The organism is Streptosporangium sp. NPDC050148 (assembly GCF_055586505.1).
Genome location: NZ_JBVJIA010000003.1, coordinates 120,640 through 146,342, shown reverse-complemented (window position 1 = coordinate 146,342; position 25,703 = coordinate 120,640). Strand labels below are relative to the sequence as shown.

At 72.4% G+C, this 25,703-nt stretch carries 26 protein-coding genes and 1 pseudogene; 17 read left to right on the top strand and 10 right to left on the bottom strand.

Annotated elements, in window-relative coordinates; genetic code table 11:
• Window positions 1-13: 13 nt before the first annotated feature.
• On the bottom strand, window positions 14-1,117 hold the full coding sequence (locus ACZ6RT_RS04235) for an acetamidase/formamidase family protein (protein ID WP_470152198.1): 1,104 nt from the start codon (window positions 1,115-1,117) through the stop codon (window positions 14-16).
• Window positions 1,118-1,314: 197 nt separating this feature from the next.
• Here ACZ6RT_RS04235 and ACZ6RT_RS04230 point away from each other — a divergent pair, with 197 nt between their 5' ends.
• The 4 genes from ACZ6RT_RS04230 to ACZ6RT_RS04215 all read left to right on the top strand — a co-directional run bounded on the left by ACZ6RT_RS04230 (window position 1,315) and on the right by ACZ6RT_RS04215 (window position 4,403).
• Window positions 1,315-2,610, top strand: a complete 1,296-nt coding sequence (locus ACZ6RT_RS04230; protein WP_399185312.1) for an aromatic ring-hydroxylating oxygenase subunit alpha — start codon at window positions 1,315-1,317, stop codon at window positions 2,608-2,610.
• 4 nt (window positions 2,611-2,614) lie between these two features.
• The gene (locus ACZ6RT_RS04225; RefSeq protein WP_344891258.1) at window positions 2,615-3,130 is read left to right on the top strand and encodes an aromatic-ring-hydroxylating dioxygenase subunit beta; all 516 of its coding nucleotides are present in this window, start codon (window positions 2,615-2,617) and stop codon (window positions 3,128-3,130) included.
• Window positions 3,130-3,423, top strand: coding sequence for a Dabb family protein (locus tag ACZ6RT_RS04220; RefSeq protein WP_344891255.1), 294 nt, complete (start codon window positions 3,130-3,132; stop codon window positions 3,421-3,423). The genes ACZ6RT_RS04225 and ACZ6RT_RS04220 overlap by 1 nt, the downstream gene beginning before the upstream one ends.
• A 92-nt stretch (window positions 3,424-3,515) precedes the next feature.
• Window positions 3,516-4,403: a VOC family protein gene (locus ACZ6RT_RS04215; RefSeq protein WP_470152197.1), complete on the top strand. Its 888-nt coding sequence runs from the start codon at window positions 3,516-3,518 to the stop codon at window positions 4,401-4,403.
• 170 nt (window positions 4,404-4,573) lie between these two features.
• On the opposite strand, the gene ACZ6RT_RS04210 is transcribed toward ACZ6RT_RS04215, so the two are convergent.
• Both ACZ6RT_RS04210 and ACZ6RT_RS04205 read right to left on the bottom strand, forming a co-directional pair.
• On the bottom strand, window positions 4,574-5,614 hold the full coding sequence (locus ACZ6RT_RS04210; RefSeq protein ID WP_470152196.1) for an S-adenosylmethionine:tRNA ribosyltransferase-isomerase: 1,041 nt from the start codon (window positions 5,612-5,614) through the stop codon (window positions 4,574-4,576).
• Window positions 5,611-6,276 carry an SDR family NAD(P)-dependent oxidoreductase gene (locus ACZ6RT_RS04205; RefSeq protein WP_399185316.1) on the bottom strand — a complete coding sequence of 222 codons (666 nt, stop codon included), beginning with the start codon at window positions 6,274-6,276 and terminating at the stop codon, window positions 5,611-5,613. The genes ACZ6RT_RS04210 and ACZ6RT_RS04205 overlap by 4 nt, the downstream gene beginning before the upstream one ends.
• 144 nt (window positions 6,277-6,420) lie before the next feature.
• On the opposite strand from ACZ6RT_RS04205, the gene ACZ6RT_RS04200 reads away from it, so the two are divergent.
• Together ACZ6RT_RS04200 and ACZ6RT_RS04195 are read left to right on the top strand one after the other, a co-directional pair.
• Window positions 6,421-7,644 (top strand): GAF domain-containing sensor histidine kinase, encoded by a 1,224-nt coding sequence (locus tag ACZ6RT_RS04200; protein ID WP_470152195.1) that lies wholly within the window; start codon window positions 6,421-6,423, stop codon window positions 7,642-7,644.
• Window positions 7,641-8,303, top strand: coding sequence for a response regulator (locus tag ACZ6RT_RS04195; protein WP_399185318.1), 663 nt, complete (start codon window positions 7,641-7,643; stop codon window positions 8,301-8,303). The genes ACZ6RT_RS04200 and ACZ6RT_RS04195 overlap by 4 nt, the downstream gene beginning before the upstream one ends.
• Before the next feature lie 71 nt (window positions 8,304-8,374).
• Here the strand turns inward: ACZ6RT_RS04195 and ACZ6RT_RS04190 are convergent, their stop codons facing one another.
• Window positions 8,375-9,094, bottom strand: coding sequence for a hypothetical protein (locus ACZ6RT_RS04190; RefSeq protein ID WP_399185319.1), 720 nt, complete (start codon window positions 9,092-9,094; stop codon window positions 8,375-8,377).
• A gap of 66 nt (window positions 9,095-9,160) precedes the next feature.
• Here ACZ6RT_RS04190 and ACZ6RT_RS04185 point away from each other — a divergent pair, with 66 nt between their 5' ends.
• The 4 genes from ACZ6RT_RS04185 (at window position 9,161) to ACZ6RT_RS04170 (ending at window position 12,185) form a co-directional block, all read left to right on the top strand.
• A complete protein-coding gene (locus ACZ6RT_RS04185; protein WP_344891233.1) occupies window positions 9,161-9,955 on the top strand; it encodes an ABC transporter ATP-binding protein in 795 nt (264 codons plus the stop codon).
• 90 nt (window positions 9,956-10,045) lie between these two features.
• Entirely contained in the window at window positions 10,046-11,035 is a 990-nt protein-coding gene (locus ACZ6RT_RS04180) for an SPFH domain-containing protein (protein ID WP_470152194.1), read from the top strand.
• A gap of 137 nt (window positions 11,036-11,172) precedes the next feature.
• Window positions 11,173-11,928: a sulfite exporter TauE/SafE family protein gene (locus ACZ6RT_RS04175; protein WP_399185321.1), complete on the top strand. Its 756-nt coding sequence runs from the start codon at window positions 11,173-11,175 to the stop codon at window positions 11,926-11,928.
• A 29-nt stretch (window positions 11,929-11,957) separates the two neighbouring features.
• A complete protein-coding gene (locus tag ACZ6RT_RS04170; protein WP_329088968.1) occupies window positions 11,958-12,185 on the top strand; it encodes a hypothetical protein in 228 nt (75 codons plus the stop codon).
• Window positions 12,186-12,473: 288 nt separating this feature from the next.
• Here ACZ6RT_RS04170 and ACZ6RT_RS04165 read toward each other — a convergent pair whose 3' ends face one another.
• The 4 genes from ACZ6RT_RS04165 to ACZ6RT_RS04150 form a co-directional block, all read right to left on the bottom strand.
• Window positions 12,474-13,331: a Rieske (2Fe-2S) protein gene (locus tag ACZ6RT_RS04165; RefSeq protein WP_470152193.1), complete on the bottom strand. Its 858-nt coding sequence runs from the start codon at window positions 13,329-13,331 to the stop codon at window positions 12,474-12,476.
• A 98-nt stretch (window positions 13,332-13,429) separates the two neighbouring features.
• Window positions 13,430-13,984, bottom strand: coding sequence for an HD family hydrolase (locus ACZ6RT_RS04160; RefSeq protein ID WP_399186079.1), 555 nt, complete (start codon window positions 13,982-13,984; stop codon window positions 13,430-13,432).
• A gap of 101 nt (window positions 13,985-14,085) precedes the next feature.
• Window positions 14,086-16,251, bottom strand: a complete 2,166-nt coding sequence (locus ACZ6RT_RS04155; protein WP_470152192.1) for a molybdopterin-dependent oxidoreductase — start codon at window positions 16,249-16,251, stop codon at window positions 14,086-14,088.
• 120 nt (window positions 16,252-16,371) lie between these two features.
• Window positions 16,372-16,566 carry a hypothetical protein gene (locus ACZ6RT_RS04150; protein WP_399185324.1) on the bottom strand — a complete coding sequence of 65 codons (195 nt, stop codon included), beginning with the start codon at window positions 16,564-16,566 and terminating at the stop codon, window positions 16,372-16,374.
• A 531-nt stretch (window positions 16,567-17,097) separates the two neighbouring features.
• Between ACZ6RT_RS04150 and ACZ6RT_RS04145 the strand changes: the two genes are divergently transcribed.
• From ACZ6RT_RS04145 to ACZ6RT_RS04120, 6 genes are all read left to right on the top strand, one after another.
• Entirely contained in the window at window positions 17,098-17,958 is an 861-nt protein-coding gene (locus ACZ6RT_RS04145) for a helix-turn-helix domain-containing protein (protein ID WP_399185325.1), read from the top strand.
• 57 nt (window positions 17,959-18,015) lie between these two features.
• Window positions 18,016-18,222 carry a DUF397 domain-containing protein gene (locus ACZ6RT_RS04140; protein WP_399185326.1) on the top strand — a complete coding sequence of 69 codons (207 nt, stop codon included), beginning with the start codon at window positions 18,016-18,018 and terminating at the stop codon, window positions 18,220-18,222.
• 151 nt (window positions 18,223-18,373) lie between these two features.
• Window positions 18,374-18,784, top strand: a complete 411-nt coding sequence (locus tag ACZ6RT_RS04135) for a DUF397 domain-containing protein (RefSeq protein ID WP_470152191.1) — start codon at window positions 18,374-18,376, stop codon at window positions 18,782-18,784.
• Window positions 18,785-18,804: 20 nt separating this feature from the next.
• Window positions 18,805-19,911, top strand: coding sequence for a CapA family protein (locus ACZ6RT_RS04130; protein ID WP_399185327.1), 1,107 nt, complete (start codon window positions 18,805-18,807; stop codon window positions 19,909-19,911).
• Between the two features lie 197 nt (window positions 19,912-20,108).
• Entirely contained in the window at window positions 20,109-21,827 is a 1,719-nt protein-coding gene (locus ACZ6RT_RS04125; RefSeq protein WP_470152190.1) for an SDR family oxidoreductase, read from the top strand.
• A 31-nt stretch (window positions 21,828-21,858) separates the two neighbouring features.
• On the top strand, window positions 21,859-22,506 hold the full coding sequence (locus tag ACZ6RT_RS04120; RefSeq protein WP_344891198.1) for a TetR/AcrR family transcriptional regulator: 648 nt from the start codon (window positions 21,859-21,861) through the stop codon (window positions 22,504-22,506).
• Here the strand turns inward: ACZ6RT_RS04120 and ACZ6RT_RS04115 are convergent.
• Complete coding sequence (locus tag ACZ6RT_RS04115; protein WP_470152189.1) at window positions 22,470-23,459, bottom strand: hypothetical protein; 990 nt, start codon at window positions 23,457-23,459, stop codon at window positions 22,470-22,472. The genes ACZ6RT_RS04120 and ACZ6RT_RS04115 overlap by 37 nt on opposite strands.
• A gap of 170 nt (window positions 23,460-23,629) precedes the next feature.
• Here ACZ6RT_RS04115 and ACZ6RT_RS04110 point away from each other — a divergent pair, with 170 nt between their 5' ends.
• Complete coding sequence (locus ACZ6RT_RS04110; protein WP_399185330.1) at window positions 23,630-24,169, top strand: tol-pal system YbgF family protein; 540 nt, start codon at window positions 23,630-23,632, stop codon at window positions 24,167-24,169.
• 309 nt (window positions 24,170-24,478) lie between these two features.
• Here ACZ6RT_RS04110 and ACZ6RT_RS04105 read toward each other — a convergent pair.
• A pseudogene (locus ACZ6RT_RS04105) lies at window positions 24,479-25,703 on the bottom strand (hypothetical protein); the annotation flags it as partial.

Below are 25,703 nucleotides of genomic sequence, written 5' to 3'. Positions count from 1 at the left end.
CGCGCCGGAGCGGTCACAGCCCGAAGTCGGCCTTCCTGATCATGCAGTGCACTCCCTTGACCTGGTCGACGACCTGGCTGACCTCGAAGTCGGCCGCCGCGCTGAGGTAGGCCAGGGCCTTGGGCCGCTCCATCCCCTGGGTGCGTTCGAGGAAGCCCACGGCGGCCCGTACGGCACGGCGCATGGCCTCGTTGAGGTCGGTGTGCAGGCCGACCGGGAGCCAGTGGGTGGCGGTCTCGGCGAAGGGCTCGTCCAGCGCGCCCAGGAGCGCGCGGGCCTGGGCCGCGGGGATCACCGACAGGCGCAGCGTGGCGCGCAGCGGCGCCTCCAGCGCGGTCAGCGCGACCTCGCCGTCCCCCTGCGCGTAGTGCGGGTCACCGGCGTAGAACCCGGCCCCGGGCACCTGGACCGGCAGGTAGAGGCTCGACCCGACCTGGAGCTCGTTGATGTCGAGGTTCCCGCCGAACGGGCCGGGCGGCACCGAGTGGACCGGGGCGTCGGTGTCGGAGGCCACGCCCATCAGGCCCAGGAACGGCGCGAGCGGGAAACGCGCCGACCGCCCCTTGCCGAACGGGATGACGCCGTGCAGGCGCCCGGCCTCCTCGACGACCTCGGTGAAGACGCAGACGCTGTTGTACTCCCGGGTCCCGTCCGGCCTCGGGCCGGTGTCGGCCGGGGTCTCGGGGAACTCCCCGGGCAACGCGCCGTAGCCGTGCCTGCTGCTGACGAACCCGTACGGCGCCCGGATCAGCAGGCTGAGCACGTCCACCCGGAGCACGTCGCCGGGTTCGGCCCCGGCGACCGAGATCGGCCCGGTCACCACGTGAGGGCCGTCGTTGTCGTAGTCGTGGGGGATCCCGGAGGCGGCGAGCTCGCGCGCGTCGGTGAGCACCCGGTCGGCGCCGACGCCGAACCCGGCGAGGTAGGCGACCGGGTCACGGCCCTGGTCCTCCAGGATCCCCTCGTGACTCAGCGTGTCGATGGTGACGGTCTCGCCCGAGGCGACGTGGAGCACCGGCAGGTGGCCCCGGTTGGGCAGCAGACCCCAGAGGCTAGTGTCTGAGCTGGTGGGAAGGTAGTGCGAACCATCGATGCGGCCGATCTTCGGCTGGAGCATTGTCCCTCCACGGGGGATATGTCGCTGTCACCGGCCGAGAGAACCCCATGGGTGTTGCGTCGCCGTTAACACCGAGTAACCGAACATTTCGACCTCCGGCCCCGTACTTGACACCGGGAAGACGGGGTAGCAGCATCACATAGCGAGATGGCATCTCGAATTCTCGTTCAAGATCCGCAGGAAGGCCAGGCGCCGCGATGACGCAGCTGACACAGGGACATCCGATCGCCTCCCTCGTGGAGGAGGACGGGGAGGCGCTCTCGTTCCGGGTGCACCGGTCCGCCTACCGGTCCCAGGAGGTCTTCCGCGAGGAGACGGCCCGCATCTGGGGGCACACCTGGCTCTACCTCGGCCACGAGACGGAGATCCCCAAGCCCGGCGACTTCAAGACCAGGACCCTCGGCGGGCGCCCGCTGATCTTCTGCCGTGACTCCTCCGGCGAGATCCAGGTCTTCCTCAACGCCTGCACCCACCGCGGCACGGTGCTGTGCCGCTTCGGCGAGGGCAACACCAGGTTCTTCCAGTGCTTCTACCACGCCTGGGCGTTCAGCAACTCGGGCGAGCTGGCGGCGCTGCCCGGCGACGACGCCTACGCCGACGTGGACGGGTTCCGCGAGCGGATGCGGCTCCGCTCGGTGCCCAGGATCGCGACCCACGAGGGCTTCGTGTTCATCGCCTTCGACCCCGACGTGCCCGACCTGCTGACCCACCTCGGCAAGGCCGCCCACTACATGTCGCTGACCGCCCGGATCGGCCCGGCGGGCATGGAGACCGTGCCCGGCGTGCAGCTGTACGCGGTCAAGGGCAACTGGAAGCTCGCCGTCGAGAACGCGATGGACGGCTACCACTTCGCCCCCACCCACAACACCTTCGTGGGCTACCTGCGCGAGACCGGCTTCGCCGTCACCGACGACGACCAGTACGCCTACGACCTGGGCGGCGGCCACGGCCTGCTGATCCTGACCGGCCACAACGGGCGGATCGGGATGGTCTGGGAGCCGAGGTTCGGCGAGGCCGAGCGGGAGCGGACGGTCGCCAAGCGCGAGGAGATGGTGGACCGGCTGGGCTCCGAGCTCGCCGCCGAGATCGCCGACGCCAGCCGGATCCTCTTCGTCTTCCCCAACCTGCTCCTGTTCGACCTGGAGGCGCTGACCATCCGCCAGCTCGAACCGGTCGCCCCGGACCGGACCGACGTGCGGGCCTGGCAGTTCGTCGAGGTGGGCGAGCCGGCCGAGGTGCGGGAGCTGCGGATCAAGACGATGGTCAGCTTCGTCGGCCCCGGCGGGCTGGCCACCCCGGACGACATCGAGGCGTACGAGGCGGTGCAGCGCGGGATCGAGGCGACCGCGGACTCGGCCGACCCCGCCTTCGACTGGAGCGACATGTCGCGCGGCATGGCCAACGAGCGGCAGGGCAACCAGGGCCGCTCCATCGACGAGGGCGCGATGCGCAGCTTCTGGCGGCACTGGGCCGCCGTCGTGGGCAGGGACTGAGCCGGTGAGCACGGGACACAGGGAGGACGTCGTGGGCGGCAGGACCATCACCCGGCCGGAGGTGGAGGACTTCCTCTACCGGGAGGCCCAGCTGCTCGACGAGTGGCGCCTGGACGAGTGGTTCACCCTCTTCGAGGAGGGCGGGCGGCTGGAGGTGGCCACCACCGACTGGAAGGGCTGGGACAGCTCCTCGGCCGGCTCGTTCATGTGCGACGACTACGACCTCATCCGGGCCAGGGTCAAGCGTCTCAAGAGCCGCAAGGCGCACGCCGAGAACCCGCACTCCAGGACGCACCGGATGGTCTCCAACGTGCTCATCCTGGAGCAGGGCGAGAGCACGGTCTGGGTGGCGGCGAACTTCATCGTGCACCGCTACCGGGACGGCGGCACGTACACCTACGTGGGCCGCTACGAGCACGTCCTGCTCGTGGAGGACGACGGGCTGCGCTTCCGGCTCCGCAGGGCGATCCCCGCGATGGAGACCATGGACGCGGGCGCACGGCTGAGCTTCATCCTCTGATGATCAAACACGTGCTGCTCTTCCGCTTCCGGCCGGACCTGCCGCCGGGTACGGCCGAGGCCGTCCTGGCGGAGCTGGAGACGTTCCCCGCCAGGTACCCGGCCATGCGCGGCTGGGCCTGCGGCCCCAACGTCAGCACCCGCGACACGAGCATGACGCACGGCTTCGTCGTCGAGTTCGACTCCGAGCGGGAGCTCCTGGACTACCTGAACAGCCCCTCGCACGAGGAGTTCGTGCGGCTGCGCTGGCGCCCGGTGATCGAGCGGCAGGCCATCGTGAGCTTCCCCTTCTGACCCGGCCGCGCCCCGCCTCCCCCGGGGCTCGGCGCTCCGGAGGACCCCGCGGACGAGAGACATGGAAACGACAAGGAAGAAGAGGTAGCACCATGACAACCGCCACCCGCCGCCGGGCGCCGTACGGGATGGAGTACGCCCGGATCGCGGTGCCCGACATGGCCGCGACCATCGAGTTCCTGCGGTACCACGTGGGGCTTCAGCTCGAACAGCACGACGACGAGCACGCCTACCTGCGCGCCGACATCGAGCACCACTGCGTGGAGCTGCTCAGCGAGCCCGGCAGGGAGGTGTCGCAGACGGTCGCGGTCGGCTTCAGCGTGGAGTCCGGCGAGGTCCTCGACGACCTGCGCGAGCGGGTCGTCGAGGCGGGGGTGGAGGTGCTCCCGCTACAGGACCGGATGAAGGGGCTCTGCGAGCGCGGCTTCGGCGTGCGCGACCCGAACGGGCTGATCGTGGAGCTGTTCACCGAGTTCCACGAGTACGCCGAGCCGCCGCTCGTCGAGCTGCGCCCACTCGACCTGGTGCACCCCTTCATCGCCACCGACAAGTACGACGAGTGCCTGGCCTTCTACACCGGGGTGCTCGGCTTCCAGTCCTCCGACCACGTCGGCGACGTCACCGTCTTCCTGAGGGCCGAGGACCGCTACCACCACAGCCTCGCCCTCCAGCGCAACGAGGAGTACTACGTCGCGCACCTGTGCTTCATGATGAAGAGCTTCGACCACGTGATGCGCGGCAGGGCGCGTGCCCTGTACAAGAACGTCCCCATCGCCTCGGACATGGTCAACCATTCCGCCTCCACCTCGATCGCGTTCTACCTGTTCGACCCCAGGCACGGTCCCAGGTACGAGCTGTGCGACGGCCACCGCGTCCTCACCCCCGAGGAGCACGAGACGCACCGGCCGCGCAGGATGACCGTGGACCCGCGCAACATCGACGTCTGGCGCGCCGCCGCCGACGACTGGGGCCGCTTCTAGGACCGCCCCGGGCCCTCCCACCAAGGTGTCTCCGGCCGGGGCGACGGCGGCGTGACGGGTGAGGTTCCGGCGCGTCTCGTCACTCCCGTCGGGATCCGGTGATCCCCGCAGGGTGCCGGGACCAACCTGCCGGACCCGACTTGGAAGTCCCTTGTGACCGAGTTGCCGACTCAGCGGGCGGCCGCGATCAGGTGGACGTCGCCGAACTCGTGCCAGAGGTAGCCCTCCGCGAGCGCCGCCGCGTACGAGCGGGAGAGCAGGTCGCGGCCGGTGAACGCCGAGAGCATCAGCAGGTGGGTGGAGCGCGGCTCGTGCAGCCCGGTGAGCAGGCCGTCCACCGCCCGTACCCCGGTGTCGGGGGTCACCAGGTGCGAGGTCCAGCCGCTCGCCGGGCCGAGCCGGCCGTCCGGCGTCACGGCCGTCTCCAAGGCCCTGACCACGGTCGTGCCGACCGCGATCACCCGGCCGCCACCGGCGCGGGTGAGCTCCACCTGCCGGGCGGTGGAGGCGGGCACCTCGAACCGCTCCGGGTAGGGCGCCTCGTCCCGCTCGGGCGAGGCCACCCCGGTGTGCAGGGTGATCGGCGCGATCCCGACGCCGCGTGACACCAGCGAGGTCACCAGGCCGGTGGTGAACGGCCGTCCCGCGCTGGGCATCTCCGCGCTGCCCGGCCGCACCCCGAACACGGTCTGGTACGCCTCCAGCGGCCAGTCCCGGTCCACGTAGGAGTAGCGGATCGGCACGCCGTGGCGGCGCAGGTAGCCGGTGACCTCGCGGTCCAGGCTCGCCCGCCACAGCCGGGGCGTCTCCGCCTCCAGCAGCCGCAGCGTCGCCCCGCCCGGCAGCGGCAGCCACTCCCCGGCCGTCCCGCCCCGGTAGGGCCCGTGCTCGGGGAACCTGCGCAGCTCGACCAGCCAGGTGCCGTCCTCGCGTTCGGTGGAGAAGTGCACCGCGAGCCGGTCGAGCCGGACCGCCGCCGGGAGCGTGCCGGAGTTGTTGACCACCAGCAGGTCACCGGGGCCGAGCAGGTCCGGCAGGTCGGTGAACGCGTGGTGCCCGACCCGGCCGGTGCCGCGGTCGGAGACCAGCAGCCGCACCCCGTCGCGGGCCAGTCCCCGGACCTCCGGCGGTTGGCGCGCCTCCAGCTCGCCGGGGAGCACGAAGTCGGCGGCCATGGCGTCCGTCACGGGCGCGCTCGTTCCCGCGCTCATGCGTGCGTCACCCGCCCGCTCCCCGGGCGCTCGGTGACCAGCCGCAGCAGGGTGGGCACGACGGTCTCGGGGGCGGGCGCCGCCGCGGCCTCGGCCGGGCCGAGCGCGTCGGCGAGCATGGCCGTGGACATCTCGCCCGGATCGACCCACCAGACCGTGACGTCCGGCTCCTCCACGGCCAGCACGTGGGAGAGCCGCTCCAGGGCGGCCTTGGTCGCTCCGTAGCCGCCCCATCCCTCGTACGCCTCCACCGCCGCGTCGGAGGAGATGTTCACGATCGCGCCGCGCCGGTCCCGCAGACCGCGCAGCGTCGCCTGGATCAGGGCCAGCGGGGCCAGCACGTTGACCTCGAACAGGTCGCCGAGTGCGCCGACGGGGTAGGCCGCCAGCGGCGGCAGCGGTACCGGGCCCAGCCCGGAGGCGTTGTTGACCAGCAGGTCCAGCCCGCCGGCGTCCGCCGCGGCCCGTGCCAGCCGGTCCCGGTGGACGGGGTCGGCGACGTCCCCGGCCAGGACGAGGGCGCCCAGCCCTTCCGTGGCGGAGCGCAGCGCGTCCTCGCCGCGCGCGGTGAGGATGAGCCGCCAGCCGTCGGCGGCCAGGGAACGGGCCAGGGCCAGGCCGAGGCCGCGGGAGGCACCGGTGATGAGTGCGGTCTTCGTCATGTTCCCGACGGTAGGAACCGGGCACCCCCCGCACATCGGCCGTCGGACCCGGTCCGGCCTGGGCCGATGGTCCTAGGCGGTTCGCGGCGGACCTAGGACCGACGGCGCGCGCGCCGGACGCCCGGTGCGGCCTAGAGTCGTTCCGTGAGCTCCGAGAGCGAGGACCCGGGCGCCGTGCTGCACGCGGTCAGCTCGGCCGTCCTGGCGGTGACCAGGCACCTGTCGGTGCGCGAGGTGCTCCAGGTCATCGTGCGGTCGGCGCAGCGGCTGCTGGACGCCCGCTACGCCGCGCTGGGCGTGCCCGACGAGGCCGGGGCGTTCGCCGAGTTCGTCGCCGAGGGCATCTCCGACGAGGAGTGGGAGGCGATCGGGCCCATGCCCCGCCAGCACGGCATGCTCGGCGCCATGCTGCGCGAGGGCGCGCCGGTCCGGCTGCCCGACATCCGCAGGGACCCCCGGTTCGAGTACTGGCCGCGCGCCCACCCGGTGCTCAAGGACTTCCTCGGGGTGCCCATCCTCGACGGCGACCAGGTGCTCGGCATCATCTTCCTGTCCAACAAGCGCGACCCCGGCGGGTTCACCGAGGCCGACCAGCGCCTGCTCACGATGTTCGCCGCGCACGCCGCGATCGCCCTCACCAACGCCCGCCTGTACGAGCGCAGCCGCGAGCTGGCCCTGGTGGAGGAGCGCACCCGGATGGCCAGGGAACTGCACGACGCGGTGACCCAGAAGCTGTTCTCGCTGCGCCTGACCGCGCAGGCCGCGGCCTCGCTGGTGCCCGGCGACCCGGTACGGGCGCTGCGGGAGCTCGACCGGGTGGAGAGGCTGGCCGGGGAGGCGCTGGCCGAGCTGCGCGCGGTGATCGTGGAGCTCCGGCCGGCCGAGCTGGGCAGGCACGGCCTGGCCGAGACGCTCCGCAAGCACGTCCGGCTGCTCGACCGGCTCCACCCGGCCTCGTTCTCGTTCTCGTCCTCGCCCCCGGACGGGGAGACGGACGAGGAGGCCGGCCCGCAGGCTCCCGGGGCTCCCGGTGCTCCCGGTGCTCCCGGGGCTCCCGGGGCGGACGGGGGGACGGGGGCGCTCGACCCGGCGATCGAGGTGGCCGTCCTGCGGGTGGCCCAGGAGGCTCTGCACAACGCCTCCAGGCACTCGGCGGCGCGTACCGTCGCCGTACGGCTGGGTCGCGAGGACGGGCGGGTGGTGCTGGAGGTGAGCGACGACGGGGCGGGCTTCGACGTGGCCACCGCCGCGGGACGGGGGCTGGGCATCGCCTCGATGGCCGACCGGGCCGAGGCGGTCGGCGGGAACGTGCTGGTGCGGTCGGAGCCGGGCGCGGGCACGGTGATCCGGATGGAGGTGCCCGCGTGATCCGCGTCCTGATCGCCGACGACCACCCGGTCGTCCGCCAGGGGCTCCGTACCTTCCTGGACCTCCAGGACGACCTGGAGGTGGTCGGCGAGGCCGCCGACGGCGCCGAGGCGGTCGCGCTGGTGGAGTCGCTCGCCCCCGACGTGCTGCTGCTCGACCTGAAGATGCCGGTCCTGGACGGGCTCGGCGCGCTGCTCTCGCTGGCGGAGCGCGGCCTGTCGCCCAGGGTGCTGGTGCTGACCTCGGTCGGCGACCCCGCGGGGGTGGCCCCGGCGATGCGGGCGGGCGCGGCGGGCTTCCTCTACAAGGACGTCGAACCTGCCGCGCTGGTGCAGGCCATCCGCGCGGTGCACGGCGGCCAGGTGCTGCTGGCCGCCGAGGCCGCGGAGGCGATGCTGTCCGGCGCCGGACCGCTCCCGGCGGGGCGGCAGGACGGGGCCCGGAGCGGCGGGCAGGACGGGCCGGTGGCACCGCTGACCGACCGGGAGCGCGAGGTGCTGGCGCTGATCGCCTCGGGCCACTCCAACCGGGAGATCGCGAGAAGGCTCGCGGTGGCGGAGAAGACGGTGAAGACCCACGTCTCCAACGTGCTGATGAAACTGGGCGTGCAGGACCGGACACAGGCCGCCCTGTACGCGGTGCGCAACGGCCTGGCCTGACGGCCCCCGGGGGTCCCGACGGCCCCCTGAGGGTCCTCGGGGACCCCGGCGCGGTCCCCGAGGGGTGCCGGTCAGACCAGCTCGGTCATGGCGTGGTGGGCCACCACCCGGGCGCGCCGTACCGCCCGGTCCAGCTCGCGCAGCGCCTGGCCGCGTACGGCGATCTGGCCGGAGGTGAGCCCCCGGTCGTCGGCGACCCGGAGCACCGCGGCCAGCCGGGCGGCCAGCGCGGCGACCCGGTGGGCGCGGGCGGGGTAGCCGGGGGCCAGGCCCTCGTCCACGATCTCCACCCGCCGCCTGCCCTGGGCCGGCCCCTCGACGCCGAGCAGGGCGTCGGTGGCCGTCCGCATGGCACGGGTCAGCTCGTGCTCGGCCTCGGACAGCGAGGGCAGGTCGGGGGCCACCGTACGGGCCTGGAGCACGCTCCAGCGAACCCCGGCGTACGATGACCCGCGGCGGTCCTTTACCGGGACCAGGCCGAGGCATCTGTCGGGAAGCACGGCTATCGCCGCCTGCCCGGCCTCGATGGCCGCGGAGTTGAAGGGGGGCGGTCCGGTGAGACCGAGCGGGTCACCCGCGACGGGCAGGGCCAGCCGCAGCGACTTCATGCCCTCGATCCGCAGGTCGGCGAGGAATCCGCGCAGAGGGACGTCGCCGGCGTCGCCGGCGACGAGTTGGGGGCCTGCCTGCCGCTCCACGCGGTCGGCGGCCTCGTCGAGGCCCACCTGTCCGGCGAGCCAGGCGTTGCCCCAGCAGACGAGGGTGGCCGAGATCGGTGAATCAGGGTGCACCGATCCACGATATGCGCTTGTCCTGCAATAGGTTTTGTTCCAGCGATTCACGAGGAGGCTTCAGGGATGGGCGGTCAGGTGCTTCGGCTACAGGACGTCACCGTCCGCAGAGACGGGGCGGCCCTGCTGCGGGAGATCGACTGGACCGTTCACGAGGACGAACGGTGGGTCGTCATCGGTCCCAACGGCGCGGGCAAGACGACGCTGCTGCAGGTGGTCGGGGCTCTGCTGTTCCCCACCGAGGGCATCGTGGAGATCCTGGGCGAGCGGCTCGGCCAGAGTGACGTCTTCGAGCTGCGGCCCCGCATCGGGCTGGCGAGCGCCGCGCTGGCGGAGAAGGTCCCGCCGGAGGAGAAGGTCATCGACCTGGTGCTCACGGCCTCGTACGCCATCCTCGGCCGGTGGACGGAGGAGTACGACTCCCACGACGTCACGCGGGCCGTGGAGCTGATCGACCAGCTCGGCTGCGCCCACCTGATCCGGCGGCGGTTCAACACGCTGTCGGAGGGGGAGCGCAAGCGGGTCCAGATCGCCCGCGCGCTCATGCCCGACCCGGAGCTGCTGCTGCTGGACGAGCCCGCCGCCGGCCTGGACCTGGGCGGGCGCGAGGACCTGGTCCGCAGGCTGGCGACGTTCGCGCACGACCCCAAGGCGCCGACCATGGTGCTGGTCACCCACCACGTGGAGGAGATCCCCGGAGGGTTCACCCACGCGCTGCTGCTGCGGCACGGCTCGGTGGTGGCCCAGGGGCCGATCGAGCAGGTGATGACCGCGGAGAACCTGTCGCGCACCTTCAGCGTCCCGCTCAGCCTGGATCGGGGGCGCGACGGCCGCTGGTACGCGAGGGCGCACCAGCTCTGAGACCGTTATCGGCCGTTCAAAGGCCGGTGAAGGGAAAAGCAAATATCCTTCGGTCAGGGTTCCACGGGAATCGACCGCCGGGGATGCGTCATGGAATCGCTCGTCGCCACGCTCGTCGTCCTCGCCGTGGCGGCGTTCGCCGCGTACCGGACGGTCCACGTGGTGCCGCAGGGCACCGCGGGGGTGGTGGAGCGGTTCGGGCGCTACCACCGCACCCTCGGCCCGGGGCCGAGCCTGGTGGTGCCGTTCATCGACCGGATCAGGGACGTCGTCGACCTGCGCGAGCAGGCCGTCTCCTTCCCGCCGCGGCCGGTCGTCACCCGTGACCACCTGGTGGTCTCGGTCGACGTGGCCGTGTACTTCCGGATCGCCGACGCCCGCGCCGCCACCTACGAGATCGCCAACTTCCTGCTCGCCGTCGAGCAGCTCACCGTCACCGCGCTCCGCGACGCGATCGGCTCCAGGGACCTGGAGGAAGCGCTGGCCTCCAGCGGGGAGATCGGCGTCGAGCTGTGCGCGACGCTCGGACGGGCCGCCGAGGCGTGGGGGGTGCGGATCGGCCGGGCCGAGATCAAGGCGATCGACCCGCCGGTCTCCGTCCGGGAGTCGATGGAGCGGCACGCGTGCGCCGAGCGGGACAGGAGGGCGGCGGTGCTGGCCGCCGAGGGGCGCAGGGAGGCCGCGGTCCTGGACGCCGAGGGCACGCGGCAGGCCGCCGTGCTCAGGGCCCAGGGCGAGGCCGAGGCCGCGGTGCTCGCGGCACGGGCCGAGGCCGACGCCAGGAGGGAACGGGCGGTGGGGGAGGCCGAGGCGGCCGAGATGCTCCTGAAAGCCGTCCGCGAGGGCGGGCCCGGCCCCGAGGTCCTCACCTACGCCTACCTCCGGGCGCTTCTGGAGATCGCCGAGGGGGACCCCGAGCCCGGGACCCTTTCGTCGCGGTCGTCCTCCCCGGCATCCGGAGGCGACGCGGCCCCCCGCTCTCCCCGTCCCTCCCCCGCCGGATCCGGTGCGTCGGCGGGTCCGCGAGAGGCCGGGGCCCCGCCCGCCGGGCGAGAGGCCGGGGCCCCGCCCGCCGGGTGAGGGTCCCCGCGCGGTACGGGTCCCCGCACCCCGGTCAGGGCCACCCCGCCGCCGGGCGGTCGTCGATCTCCTCCTAGCATCCGTTGAGTGCCGTGCACCTTTCGACGGGCGCGAGCCGTACACGTGAGGGGAAGCGCATGACACCGTGGGAGGCGGTCGCGATCTTCGTGGCCGGGATCGGGGCCGGGAGCATCAACGCGGTCGTCGGCTCGGGATCGCTGATCACGTTCCCGACGATGGTCGCGCTGGGGATGCCGCCGATCGTCGCCAACGTCTGCAACAGCATCGGCCTGGTCCCCGGGTCGCTGACCGGCGCGCTCGGCTACCGGGCGGAGCTGAAGGGGCAGCGCCAGCGGCTGGTCCGGCTGGGTCTTCCCACGATCGTCAGCGCGGTGATCGGCGGGGTCCTGCTGCTCTACCTTCCCGCGGAGACGTTCGACATCGTCGTGCCGGTGCTGATCGGCCTGGCGTGCGTGCTGGTGGTGGTCCAGCCCAGGCTGAACAAGTGGCTGAGCGCCCGGCGGGAGCACGCCCGCCCGCACGGCGGGCCCTGGCTCTGGGCGGGCGTGTTCGCGTGCGGCATCTACGGCGGCTACTTCGGCGCCGCCCAGGGCGTGCTGCTGATCGGGCTGCTGGGCAGCTTCCTCGACGACGACCTGCAGCGGATCAACGGGACCAAGAACGTGCTCTCGCTGCTGATCAACACCTCGGCCGCCGTCCTGTTCATCCTCATCGCGGAGGTCGACTGGACCGCGGTGCTGATGGTGGCGCTGGGCGCGGCGATCGGCGGTTTCCTGGGGGCGAAGATCGGCAGGAGGCTGCCCGCCCCGGTGCTGCGCTGGTTCATCGTCTGCGTCGGCGTCGTGGCGATAGTCAAACTGGTGTACGGGTGAACCTGTCCGTCATTGGGTACTTATCAGGTATGAAAGGTGACAAGGTCGAGGTTGTCATCGACGCAGGAGACAGTTCACGAACCTACGAGGTCAGCGCCACGCGAGCGGGACGCCGCGTGGAGGTCGCCAACGCGCGCGGCGGCGTGGTGGAGGTGAGCGAGGTCACCCGGAGTGGTACGGCCGTGCGCACCGCCCGTTTCATGTCCAGCCGTATTCTCGCCCTGGTCGAACACCCCGCCGACGGCAAGCCCGCCTAGGCTCCGCGGCGGCCCGGTCCGGACCGGGAGGGGCATCGCCCGTCCCGGCCCGGCCGTCGCCCGCCCTGCGCGCCCGGCTGCGGGCGCACCGGCCCGCGCCCCGTCACCGGCGTCACGTCGCGCCCCGTCAGCCGAGCCCCGTCACGCCGTCACGCCGAGCCCCGTCACGCCGTCACGCCGAGCCCCGTCAGGCCGTCACGTCGAGCCCTGTCGCACCGAGCCCCGTCAGGCCGGACCCCGGCATGCCCGCGTCTCCCGGAGCGCCCGCGTCACGCCCGGCTCACACCTTCACACCTGGGCCGGGCGGACCTGGAGCACGCCGTCGCGGCGGATGCGGGTCTCGAAGGACGGCTGCGGAGCGGTGGCCGGACCGTGCACGACGGCCCCGTCGGAGAGCCGGAAGGTGCTCCCGTGCCACGGGCAGACCACGCACGCGGTGCCCTCCTCCGAGACCAGCCGTCCCTGGTGGAGCGGACCGGCCAGGTGGGCGCAGTGGTCGGCGAGGACGGTGACGCCGCTGCCCACGCGGAGCACGAACAGGTCGATGTACCCGAGCCTCCGGGTCACCGGGCGCCCGTCCGGCAGGTCGGTGACCTCGCACAGGTCGTGCCAGCCCAGCGGCACCAGGTGGGCCACCGACTCGGCGTGGTTGGCCCCGGCGGCCTGGCGGTAGGCCAGGTGACCGCCGAGATAGCCGCCCACGCTCGCGGCGCCCAGCCCGGCGAACGAGAGCATCCGCCCGGTCCGGTCCCGGCCGGCCAGCCGGAAGGCCAGGGACCCGGTGTAGAACCCCAGGGCCGTCAGGTTGGCGATCGCGTGCACGAACCCCACCCGTTGCTGCTCACGGTGCAGCGCCGACCAGTCGGTCACGCCCGCCGCCACCGCGGGTATCGCGGTGGCGAGCCCGCCGGCGACCAGCAGCCGCGACGCCCGCGGGTCGGCACGGGTCGCGTCCAGCACCGCCGTGGCGGCCCAGAGCCCCAGGGCGAGGTTGGCGAGCGGCGGATGGAGCGGTTTGCCGATCGGCACCCCGTGCAGCAGGTCCCGGAGCGGTCCCGGGCCGATCCGCCGGCGCACGGCCTTGGCGAGCACGCGGATGGGCCTGTCGGCCCTGGGCGACCGCTCGATCCGGTCGGTCAGCTCCACCCCGGGCACCAGACGCTTGAAAGGTCTGCGTCCTGTTTTGACGGTTTCCTTCACCATCGCCCCTTTCTTAGCCCTTAGGGACCTACCCGGGAAAGGCGTTATGCACGCGCCAAATGCCCCCGGCTGACAGAGAGGGCGATGATCTCGGTGGCGTAGGCGCCCAGCGTCGGCGACCCCTCCTCGATGATCTTCACTTTCTCCAGGACCTGCTCGGCCGTCACCTTGTAGAGCGACCAGGTGCCGCCCTCGTTGTGGTGGTTGGCCATGATGGGCGCGATGCGGTCGAGGGCCTTGGCGAACCGGGCCTCCGGCGTCCTGCGCTCCTCGAACTCGTCCCAGAGCGCGCGCAGCCGCTCGGCCTGGTCGTCGGGGAGGAGCCCGAAGATCCGGTCGGCGGCCTTGCGCTCTATGCCGAGCTGGGCCTCGACGGCCTGGCTGTCGTAGATGAACGTGTCACCGGCGTCGATCTCGACGATGTCGTGGACGAGCAGCATCGCGACGACCCTGTCGAGATCGGTGCCCGGTGGTGCGTGCTCGGCCAGGACCATCGCCAGCATGCCCACGTACCACGAATGCTCGGCGTCGTTCTCCCGCCGCGACCCGTCCATGAGGGTGTTGCGGCGGACGACGCGCCTGAGCTTGTCGATCTCCATGGCGAAGCTGAGCTGAGCGTGCAGGCGGTCCTGTGCTGGAGGGGTGGTCACGCGCGCAAGCCTAATGCGCGCCGATCCCCCTTTTCCGAGCGATCATGGGATCACACGCGGCCGAGTGTCACCGGAACCCCGTTGAACACCGCGTTTCCGGAGGGAACGTCCACCACGGAATCGTCGGTGAGCGTGTTCGCGTTCACCCCCGCGTGTTCGGCGGCCACCGGCTGAGCGCTTCCGGCGTGCCCCCAGCCGTGCGGCAGGCTCACCACCCCCGGCATGATCGTGTCGGTCGGCTCCAGCGGCACGACCAGCTCTCCGGCGGCCGACCGGACCACGGCCCGCCCGTCCAGCCCGAGCCTTCTCACGTCGTCGGGGTTGATCTGCAGCGTGCACCGGTTGCTCCCGCCGACCAGCGGTCCCACGTTGTGCAGCCAGCTGTTGTTCGACCGCAGGTGGCGCCTGCCGATCAGCACCATCTCCGCGGGCGGCACGTCCAGCCGGTCGCGCAGCCGCCCGACGTCCTCCACCAGCGGCGCCGGGGCCAGCTCCACCCTCCCGGAGGCGGTGCGCAGGATCTCCGCCAGCCGGGGTTCCAGCGGTCCCAGGTCGATGCCGTGCGGGGCGTCCAGGAGCGCGGCGAGCGAGAGCCCGTACGGGCCGAGCCTGAGCATGGCGTCCAGCCGCCTCTCCGCCCCGCTGCCGCCGTCGAGCGAGGCGCGCAGCTCGGCCGGGTCCATCCCCTCCACCGGCGAGCCGGGCGTCTCGACCGCCCTGGCGAGCATCCGGTCGAGGATCAGCTCGTCCAGCGCGGCCGGGTCCGCGTCCGCGCCCTGTCCCGAGGCGATCATCGCCAGCCGCGCCAGGATCTCCGCCTCCGACGGCCGTCCGGGCTCCAGCGGCAGGACCGGCGGGGAGAACCGCGCGTAGTTGCGGACCGCGAAGGACAGCAGCGTCAGGTCGTAGTGCGGGGACTGCGTCGTCCGCGGCGGCGGCAGGATGACGTTCGCGTGCCGCGTGGTCTCGTTCAGGTACGGGTCCACGCAGACCATGAAGTCCAGGTCGCGGAAGGCCCGGTCCAGCCGGGGCCCGCCGGGCGCCGACAGGACCGGGTTGCCGGCCACCATGACCAGCCCCCTGATCTGCCCCTCCCCGGGGGTCTCGATCTCGTCGGCGAGGGTGGCCACCGGCAGCTCGCCGTTCGCCTCCGGCAGGTTCCGGACGCGGCTGTGCCAGCGCCCCGTGGTGTACGGCCTGGTCCGGCGGCCGTTCTCGGTGGCGGGCCTGGCGAACATGACCCCGCCGGGACGGTCGAGGTTGCCGGTCAGGATGTTGACGACGTCGACCAGCCACTGCGCGACCGTGCCGAACTCGGCGGTACAGGTGCCGATGCGGGCGTAGACGGCGGCCGTCCGGGCGGCGGCCAGCTCGCGCGCCAGCCCGGCGATCCGGTCGGCGGGCACGCCACAGACCGGGGCCACCGCCTCGGGGGCGAAGTCCTTCGCCAGCCGCCGGACCTCCTCCAGCCCGTCGGCCTCGACCTCCACCGAGGTGAGATCCTCGGCCAGCAGCGTGTGCACGATGCCGAACAGCAGGTACGCGTCGGTGCCCGGCCGGATGAACAGGTGCTCGTCGGCCAGGGCGGCGGTGCGGGTGCGGCGGGGGTCGACGACCACGAGCCGGCCGCCCCGCGCGCGCAGCGCCTTGAGGCGGCCGGGGAAGTCGGGGGCGGTGCAGAGCGAGCCGTTGGACTCCAGCGGGTTGGCGCCGAGCATCAGCAGGTGGTCGGTGCGGTCCAGGTCGGGCACGGCGATGGCCATCGGGTCACCGAACATCAGGCCGCAGGAGACGTGCTTGGGCATCTGGTCGACGGTGCTGGCGGAGAAGACGTTACGGGTGCCCAGGGCCCGGATCAGCGGCCCGCCGTACAGGGCGCCGGCCATGGAGTGGGCGTTGGGGTTGCCGACGTAGACGGCCAGCGCGGAGCGGCCGTGGGCGCCGATCACCGCGGACAGGCCCTCCTCGACCGCGCGGAACGCCTCCTGCCAGGAGACCTCCCGCCACGTCTCGCCCGTCCGGACCATCGGGACGCGCAGCCGGTCGGGATCCTCGTCCAGGCGGCCCAGGCTCGCGCCCTTGGGGCAGATGAACCCCCGCGAGAACGGGTCGTCGGGGTCGCCCTTGACCGAGGTGACGTGCCCGGTGTCGTCGAGGGTGAGCCGGAGACCGCAGACGGCCTCGCAGAGGGGGCAGGTCCGGTGCGCTGTTCTCATCGGCACTCCTGGGTTCGACGAATGAACTCATCATGGCCGCGGGCCGGGACGAGGGGAAGCCCCGGAGCGCGAACTCCGGGGCTTCCGGGACCCGAGGGGACGGCGCACGCGCCGCGGAGCTCACGCCGCGACGTCGCCCGCCCCCGGGTCGAGGACGGGCGCCAGGGCCAGGGCGGGGGCGGCGCTCCGCTCGGCCCGCAGGAGGTCGAACCGGGGCTCGCGGTAGTACCTGGCGCAGAAACCGGTGCGGGTCACGGTCCAGCCGAGCCGGTAGGCCCATTCATCCTGGTCCATGTAGAGCTCACGGTCGGTCACGTAGATCACATTGCGAATGAAGGTCTTGATTCCACGGGTTCTGTTGGTACGGTGGAAGGACATAGGAGACTCCCTTCGTGGCTTTGACGCGGAGTTCTTGTGCCAACCGGGTCGGTGGCCGCCGGCCCGGTGTTTTTTACGCCGATGAAGGCGTTTGTTTTTGACGCGTGCGACTCTGGGCCGTCGCCGGCCGATTCCCCTGTCCCCCTGACGGCCTCCCCGCGTCGACCCCGTGTTCCTCTCGCGGACGGCGTGGCCGATCGGCCGTGCGCCCGTCCCGCCCCGCGCACGGCTCGGACAGATCCCGAAGGCGCTTCCCCCGGACGATCGCCGGTGGTTTCCCCGATCTTTCGAGACCCTTCCTGTTCTGATAGTCGCTCAGCATAGATTTGGCTGCAAGACTTGCCGTAAGGAAAAAAGCAATAAACTTCCACACATACACTGCAAGTGTCGGTGCAATTTGCACTATCATTCGTCGGGTTCCTGTCGAGGCCGCGACACACGCCCGCCCGTCATGGTGAGGAGGTCGTGATGCCGCAGCGTGGCAGTCCAGCGCTCCGCCGGCGACGGCTGGGCCTGGAGTTGCGCAGGCTTCGCGAGGGGCTCGACCTGACCGGTGACGAGGTGTCCGGCCGCCTGAGGTGGTCGACCGCCAAGGTCAGCCGGATCGAGACCGCCAGAACGCTGGCCAAGGAGGCCGACGTCGAGGCGCTCATCGAGTTGTACGAGGTCGAGGAGCCCCTACGGGGGATCCTGGTCGCGCTACGGCACGACGCCGCCCAGAAGGGGTGGTGGGAGAGATATCGCAGTTCCGTCCCCGAGGAGTACATCACGCTGATCGGGACGGAGGCGGAGGCCACCAGGGCGCGGAACTGGGAACCCCAGATCGTGCCCGGCCTTCTCCAGACGGAGGATTACGTTCTGGGCGTCCACCACGCCAGCCAGGACGCCAGCCGGCTCCCGCCGAGCTGGATCCAGGACCGGGTCGAGATACGGATGACGCGCCAGCGCACGCTGCTGCACGTGCCCGACCCGCTGGTCCATGTGAGCGTGCTCCACGAGTCCGTGCTGAAGAACCAGTACGGTGACGCCCGCGTCATGCGGGACCAGCTCGTGCACCTGATCGAGGTCTCGGAGCTGGAGCACGTGGAGATGAGAATCCTTCCCCAGGACGTTCCGCCACCGGTGTCCACCGGCGCTTTCCTGCACCTGGAGTTTGCCGACTTTCCCGACGTCGTCTACGAGGAGTCTCTCCGTGGCGGGCAGTTCGTCGAGGATGCGGAAATCGTCTACACGTATGAACGTGCCTTCGGACACCTGATGGAATGCGCCCTCGACGAGGCGGCGTCGCAGGAGCTCATCAAGAAGACAATCGAGTACTGGAACAGGTAGCGGCACATCATCGTCCGCCGCTGCTCCGTCGCTTTCGAAGAATTTCCGGGAAAAACAATGAACGCGAACAATCACAATGACGTGATCTGGAAGAAGAGCGCCCTGAGCGCCGCCAGTGGCAACTGTGTCGAGGTGGCCAGGCTGGACGGGGGACGCGTCGGGGTCCGGGACAGCAAGGACCGGTCCGGTGCGGTTCTCCTCTTCACTCCCGGCGAGTGGGACTCCTTCGTCGGGGGGGTGAAGGACGGGGAGTTCGACATGTAGCGGGAAGCGGCCCCGGAACTCTCGTAAGAGAACAAGAGCCGCCCCGTCGTGATTTATCGCGTTTTCATCGCTTCTGCCCGCCGGATGGATTGACGGCCCGCCGGTGGGACAGGGGAGAATCATCGCACATCGGGAGACCGTGCAGGATACGGTGTCCTATCTCGACGTGCCCAATACCTTGCACGTTCTTCATCACGCCTTCATCCTTAAGGTGCCTTATGGTCCCTGGTGGGAGAAGGGGTGGGCTGTGTCTGATGTTGACCTATCCAGAGTGATCTGGCGGAAAAGTCAGCAGAGCGCGACCAACGGCAACTGTGTCGAGGTGGCTCACCTGCACGGGCGGGGGTTCGCGGTCAGGGACAGCAAGGACAGGGGCGGGCCGTCACTGGTCTTCGACGCCCGCGGGTGGGCCGCGTTCGTCGCGGCGGTGAAGGACGGGCGCTTCGACGTCCTCCCCGGGGCGGGCGCCACCGGCCGAACCCGGGCGATTCGACCGGGCGACCCGTTCGCGTCGCGAGGAATCGAATCCGCTCCGGCGAGTTGTGTCGCCGGGCGGGGGTGAGGTGGCATCCTCGGATACCGATGGACACGTACAGAGCCCGCCGCCCCGCCCTGGCCGCCGCGATCACCCTCTCGGCCGTGCTTCTCGCGGCCTGTTCCGCGGCCGAGTCGGCCGCTCCCGCGAGATCCCCGGACGTCGTGGAGAAGCCGACCGACCGGGCCGAGCCCACCCCGACGCCGGAACGCAGGCCGTACACCATCTCCTTCGGCGGTGACGTGCACTTCGAGGGCGTGCTGCGGACCCGGCTGAACGCCGACCCCAAGACCGCGCTCGGCCCCATCGCCAGGGTGCTCAGGCGCTCCGACCTGGCGATGGTGAACCTGGAGACCGCGATCACCACCGGGGGCACCCCGGCCCCCGGCAAGCAGTACACCTTCCGTGCCCCGGCCACCGCGCTGACCGCGCTGAAGGCCGCCGGGGTGGACGTCGCGTCGCTGGCGAACAACCACGGCATGGACTACATGCAGGCCGGGCTGACCGACTCCCTCGCCGCCATCAAGCGCACCAGGTTCCCCGTGGTGGGCGTGGGCAGGAACGAGGCCGAGGCGTACCGGCCCTGGCGGACGACGGTGAACGGCAACCGCGTCGCCATCATCGGCGCCACCCAGGTCCTGGACGCGGAGTTCATCCAGGCGTGGACGGCGGCCGGCGACAAGGGCGGCCTGGCCTCGGCCAAGAACGAGGCGCGGCTGATCCAGGAGGTGCGCAAGGCCCGCAGGAACTCCGACACCGTCATCGTCCACCTGCACTGGGGCACCGAGCTGCAGAAGTGCCCCAACGAGGCGCAGCGCGCCCTGGCGCCCAAGCTGGTCGCGGCCGGCGCGGACGTCGTGGTGGGCGGCCACGCGCACATCCTGCTGGGCGGCGGCTACCTGAAGAACAGCTACGTCAACTACGGGCTGGGCAACTTCGTCTTCTACAACTGGGGTCCCGACACCGGCAGGACCGGCGTGCTCACCCTGACGATCAACGGCCGCAAGGTGCTCAAGGACCGGTGGACCCCGGCCGGGATCCAGGGCGGGGTGCCGATCCCGATCACCGGGCTCGGGCGGCAGCAGGCCATCGCGGGCTGGAAGGCGCTGCGCGCCTGCACCGGCCTGTCCGCCAAGCCGGCCGGATCCGGCTGACGCGTCCGCCCGCGCGGACGCGAGCCGCGGACGGGATCTCACCCGGCACGCCCGCACAGGTGCGCCCGTGCCGGGCGGCCCGGCGCGGACGGCCCGCCGGGCATCGCCCATACGGGACCGCCGACGGGGTATGGGGTGGGCAGAAGCTGATTCTGTTCCGTTACTTTACTGGACTAACCGTCCAACAGGAGGCTGTCATGCGGTGGGTCGAGTCCGGTGACGTACGGCTGGCGATGTTCGAACAGGGCGACCCCTCCGCGCCCACCGTCCTGATGGTGCACGGCTACCCCGACACCCACCGGGTCTGGGACGAGGTGGCCGACCTGCTGCAGGACCGTTTCCACGTGGTCCGCTACGACGTCCGCGGCGCCGGCCTCTCCGGTGCCCCGTCCGAGACCTCGGGCTACGACTACGACCACCTGGCCGCCGACCTGACCGCCGTCCTGGACGCGGTGGGCAAGCCGGGCGTGCACCTCGTCGGGCACGACTGGGGATCCATCCAGGGCTGGCAGCTGATCGGCAGGCCGGGCATCGAGGAACGGATCCTCTCCTTCACCTCCCTGGGCGGCGTGCACCCCGGCCAGGCGGCCGACTTCATGCGGCACGGCAAGAGGAGCAAGGTCGTCGGCCAGCTCCTGCGCTCCTGGTACATCGGGGCCTTCCAGATCCCCGCGCTCCCCGAGACCGTCCTGCGGGCGACGCTGCCGCGCCTGGCGAACCGCTTCGGCGCGCCCACGCGCCCGGGGCACCCCGCGGACACGCTCGTCGAGGACGGCGTGAACGGTCTCGGCCTCTACCGGGCCAACCTGCCCTTCTCCGGCGGCGCGTCCGACGACGCCCCCCTCCCGCAGGTCCCCGTCCAGCTCGTCGAGTGCACGAAGGACCCCTTCGTCTCGCCGGCGCTGCTCGCCTCCACGTACCTATGGGCGCCCCGGCTCTGGCACCGCCGCCTGCACGCGGGGCACTGGCCGCAGCGCAGCCACCCCCGCGTGCTCGCCCACATGATCACCGAGTTCGTCGAGCACGTCGAGGGGGCGGAGCCGTCCAGGGAGCTGCGCAGGGCCGGGCCGGGCGAGCGCGGTCCCTTCGACGACCGGCTGGTGGTGATCACGGGCGCGGGCAGCGGGATCGGCCGGGCCACGGCCCGCGCCTTCGCCGCGCACGGAGCCGAGGTGATCTGCGCGGACATCGACCTCGACGCGGCCCGGCGCACCGTCGAGGGCATCGCCGACCGCGGGGGAGCGGCGCACGCCCTCCGGGTGGACGTCGCGGACGCCACGGCGATGGAGGAGTTCGCCCGGCTGGTGAAGGACCGTCACGGCGTCGCCGACATCGTGGTCAACAACGCGGGCATCGTGGTCGCGGGCGCCTTCCTGGACCACTCGGTCGAGGACTGGCGGCGCACCCTGGACGTCAACCTGTGGGGCGTCATCCACGGCTGCCGCCTGTTCGCCGCGCAGATGGTCGAGCGCGGCCAGGGCGGTCACATCGTGAACCTCGCCTCGGTCGCCTCCTTCCTCCCCACCCGGCTGCTGCCGGCGTACTCGGTCTCCAAGGCGGCGGTGAAGTCGCTCAGCGACTGCCTGCGCGCCGAACTGGCCGGGCGGGGCATCGGGGTCACCGCGATCTGCCCCGGGTTCGTCTCCACCCCGATCGCGCACAACACCGTGTACGTCGGCGAGCTCTCCAAGGGCGCCGAAGGGCCGGCCGCGAAGGCGGTGGCCGCGCGCGGGTACCCGCCCGAGCGGGTGGCCGCGCACATCCTGCGGGCCGTCCACCGCAACCTGCCGGTCGTCCCGGTGAACGCCGAGGGCACGTTCGGCTACGCGCTCTCGCGCATCTCCCCGGCGGCCGTCCGCGGCGTGGCACGGCTCACCGGGAGCGGAGAAATCTCGAGATTGACGAATAAGCGCTGACCCCGCGGTGCCGTAGGGGCAAGATGGTGGGGTGTCCATCGTGCCTGCCGAGGAGTCATGCCAGGCGCCCCTGAGGCGCCGTCCCACCCAGCGCCGGAGCGCGCGGCGCGTCGAGCGGATGCTCGACGCGTGCGCCGACCTGCTCGACGAGATCGGCTACGACGCGCTCTCCACCACCCGGATCGCCGAGCGCGCCGGAGTCGCCATCGGTTCGGTCTACCAGTTCTTCCCCGACAAGCGGGCCATCGCCCAGGCGGTGACCCGCCGCCACGTCGAGGGGTTCGTCTCCCGGGTCGGCAACCGCTTCCTGTCCGAGGACTACGCCGGCTGGTGGGAGGCGATCGACGCGATCATCGACGAGTACGTGGAGATGCACAGGACCGTGCCGGGCTTCCGGTCCCTGCACTTCGGCGACGTCGTCGACCTCAACCTGCTCGACCCCGAGTCCGACAACAACACGGTGATCGCCGGACGGCTCCGCGGCCTGCTGCTGCAGGAGTACGGGCTGGCCGACAGCGAGGAGTTCGACCTGGCCATCCTGGTCGCGGTCGAGGCCGGGGACGCGGTGCTCAAGCTGGCCTTCCGGCGGGACCCGAACGGTGCCCCGGAGATCGTGGACGAGGCCAAGCGCTTGATCCGCGGTTACCTGAACCGCCAGTTCGGGCGCGGTTCGGACTGAGCGGCGCCGGGCGGGAGATCCTCCTCCGGGGGTTCCCCGCCCCGCCCCGCGAGGCCCTCGCCACCGGCGGGGAGGGACCCCTGCCGCCACAGTGTCCTGCGGCCCCCCTCCCGCCCGATCTCCCGACCGCCCTCCGGGGCCGCCTCCGGATCGCTCCCCGAGCCGCTCCCCGAGCCGGTCCTCGGGTCGCCCTCGCGACCGGTCTCCGGGTCGCCTTCCCGGCCGGTCTTCGGGCCGTCGGTGATCTGCTCCCCGCGCGCCTCGATCCTGCCCCGGCGTTCGAACCGCGCCGGGTACCGGTCCCGCGCGACGGCCTGGCCGCCCGCTCCGAGGACCCCGTTCGCCTCGTACGACTCCCCGAGCTCCGCGGGCTCCGCGGGCTCCCCGGGCTCCGCGGGCTCCCCGGGCTCCGCGGATTCCGCGGCCTCCGGGGACCCGGCCGTCCCGCCCGCCGGGTACCGTCCCGCCGCCACGTCCCGCTCGTCGAGGTCGCGGCTCTGCCACCGGGCCCACCGCTCCTCGTCCTGTCGCCGCTGCGCGTCCTGTCGCTGCAGGTCCTGCCACCGGGTGTGGAACCACCGGTGGCGCATCCACCTCTCGCGCGGTCCTTCCGCGTCCTGCCCGGCCGGGACGGGGACGACCGAGCCGGGGGCGGGCGGGCGGCGTCCTGCCGTTCCCGTCCCGTCGCGCTCGCCTGCGGAGTCGCGGGCGGACGAACAGGACCGGCGATCGGCAGAGGCGGCCGCCTGCAGCCTGCGGTGCCGGTAGGCCTGTTCCACCCTCCTGATCCGGGCGGCCAGCCGCTCCCGCTGAATCCTGCTCTCCAGGCTGAGCAGTTCCCGGTGGGCCTGTCCGATGGCCTCCATCTTGACCGACAGGTACCCCGCCGACCCCGGAACGATCACCGAGAAGGCCAGGAGGAGCATCAGGACGAAGGCCGTCTGCTTGGACATGCCCATCACGGCTCCCCCCGGCGGATGCCCTCCCCTAGCAGGAGTCGCCGCTCATATGCCCGTTGCGCTGGGAGGACACGCGCATCGTGATGATTCGTTTACCCAAGGTCACGGTGACAATACCTGCCGTTGGGCGTACGCGATCGAGCGTCGCTCGGTACTCTCGCGATGTGGCGCATGTGACACGTGAGCAGCTTGATCGACTGCTTGAGCAGGCACTTCTGGCCGACGATCATGAAGACCTGGCCCGGCGGCTCGAAACCCTGGTCGAGACGTACGCGTCCGGCGACATATCACGGGCGGCGATCCTCGTGCTCGCCGCCGAGGAGTGGCGGCAGGCCGGGCAGCCCGCCCGGGCTCTCGACTGCTTCCAGCGGGCGGTGGACGACGGCGGCGAGGTCAGCGTCGACCCCCGTGCCGGGATCGCCGACACCCTCTTCGAGCTCGAACAGCCCGGTGAGGCGAGGGAGGTGATCGAGGCGATCCGCGCCGGCGGTGACGTCACCGCGGCGACCGCTCTCACGATCGCCGAGACCCTCGTCGCCTACGGTGACCTGACGGAGGCCCATCGGTGGGCCACCGAGGGGGCGCACCGGGCCGTGCAGGGCGGTGGCGAGCATCTCGCCCTGCTGCGGACCCGCTACCGGATCCGTGTCGACCTCGGTCTTCCCGAGGACGAGCTCGACGCGCTCCTGGACGCCTCGCACTGATCACGCCGCCGTCGCTCGCGGTCCTGTCACGCGAGTACGGGGTCCGTTCCCGCGTGCTCGCGGGCCGGCCGGGGGCGGGGACGTCGCGGGCCGGACGATGTTCGCCGGCCTGCCCTCTCCGCGTTCTTGCGTGTTCGCCCGCGCCCTCCCCGTGTCCTGGTACGGCACCGGGTCGGCCGTGGACGCCCGCGTGAGGAGTCCGCGTACGGCACCGAAACGGCGAGGAGGGCCGCGCCTTGAAGGCGCGGCCCTCCTTGAGGGTGGATCAGAACCCGGCCGTCACTCGCCGTCGGGTTCCTGGAGCGTTCCCTACGCGGTGGCGGCCGAAGGGGCGGGAGCCTCTACGGCCTGCGCCGGGGCGACGGTGCCGGCCGCGGGGGCCTCCGGTGCCGCAGGGGCCGCGGGGGCCTCGGCGGTGGCGGGGGCCTCCGGAGCCGCCGGGGTTCCCTGAGCCTCGGGGGCGCTGGGAGCCTCCGGTGCTTCGGGAGCCGCCGGTGCCTCGGGGGCAGTGGCGGCCTCGGGGGCCTCCGGTGCCTCGGGAGCCTCAGGGGCGGTGGGCGCCTCCGGTGCCACGGGGGCCTCGGGAGCGCTGGGCGCCTCGGGGGCCACGGGAGCCGCAGGGCTTTCCGGCGTCATGGCGGTCTCCGGGGCGGCGGGGGCCGCAGGGGCCTCCGGTGCCTCGGGGGCCGTGGGAGCCGCTGCCTCGGGAGCCGTGGCAGCCGGTGCCTCAGGGGCCTCGGGGGTCTCCGGGTTCTCCGGGGTCTCCGAGGTTCCCGGGAGGACGATGACCAGCGGCATCTCCGCGGGCCTGTCCGTCACGGTCATCTCCATGGTGCCGGCCGCCGGAGCCGGGTCGGTCTCCGTACCGGCCGGGGCCGGGTCGGTCGCCGGGGTCGCCGGGGTGGCCGGGGTCGGGTCGACGGTCGTCGCGTCATTCTCGGGCGTGACGGTCGTCTCGGCGAGCTGGTCGGTCACCGGAGCCGGGGGCACCGGTGCACGAAGCCAGCTGATGCCGTTGCCGGGCATTCCGGAGAGGTCCGGCGCTCCGGTCAGGCTCACCCACGAGGTCGTCCGCTCGTTCTCGGGGAGAACGGAGAGACCGACGGTGCGAAGACGGTCCGCGGTCGCGGGCATCTCGGCCTCCGTGGCCGCCGCACTCTGGGCCGCCTCGGCGTCGGCCGGGGCCTGGGGTCCGACCTGGGCGGTCGGAGCCTCGGCGCCGGCGGGAGCCGGAGCCTCGGCCGGAGTCTGAGCCTGAGCGTCGGCCGGAGCCGGGGCGGGCGCCTGAGCGGGCGCCGGTGCCTCGGCGGGAGCCTGGGCGTCGGCGGGAGCCGGGGCGGGGGCCTGGGCGGGGGCCTGGGCCGGTGCCTCGGTGGGGGTCTCGGCGTTGGCCGGGGCCTGAGCGTCGGCGGGAGCCGGAGCCTCGGTGGCCGGGGCCTGAGCCGGGGCCTCGACGGCCGGGGCAGGGGTGTCGGTGGTCGGGGCGGGAGCCTCGGCCGGGGTGTCGGTGGTGGCGGCGGCCTGGGCGGCCTCC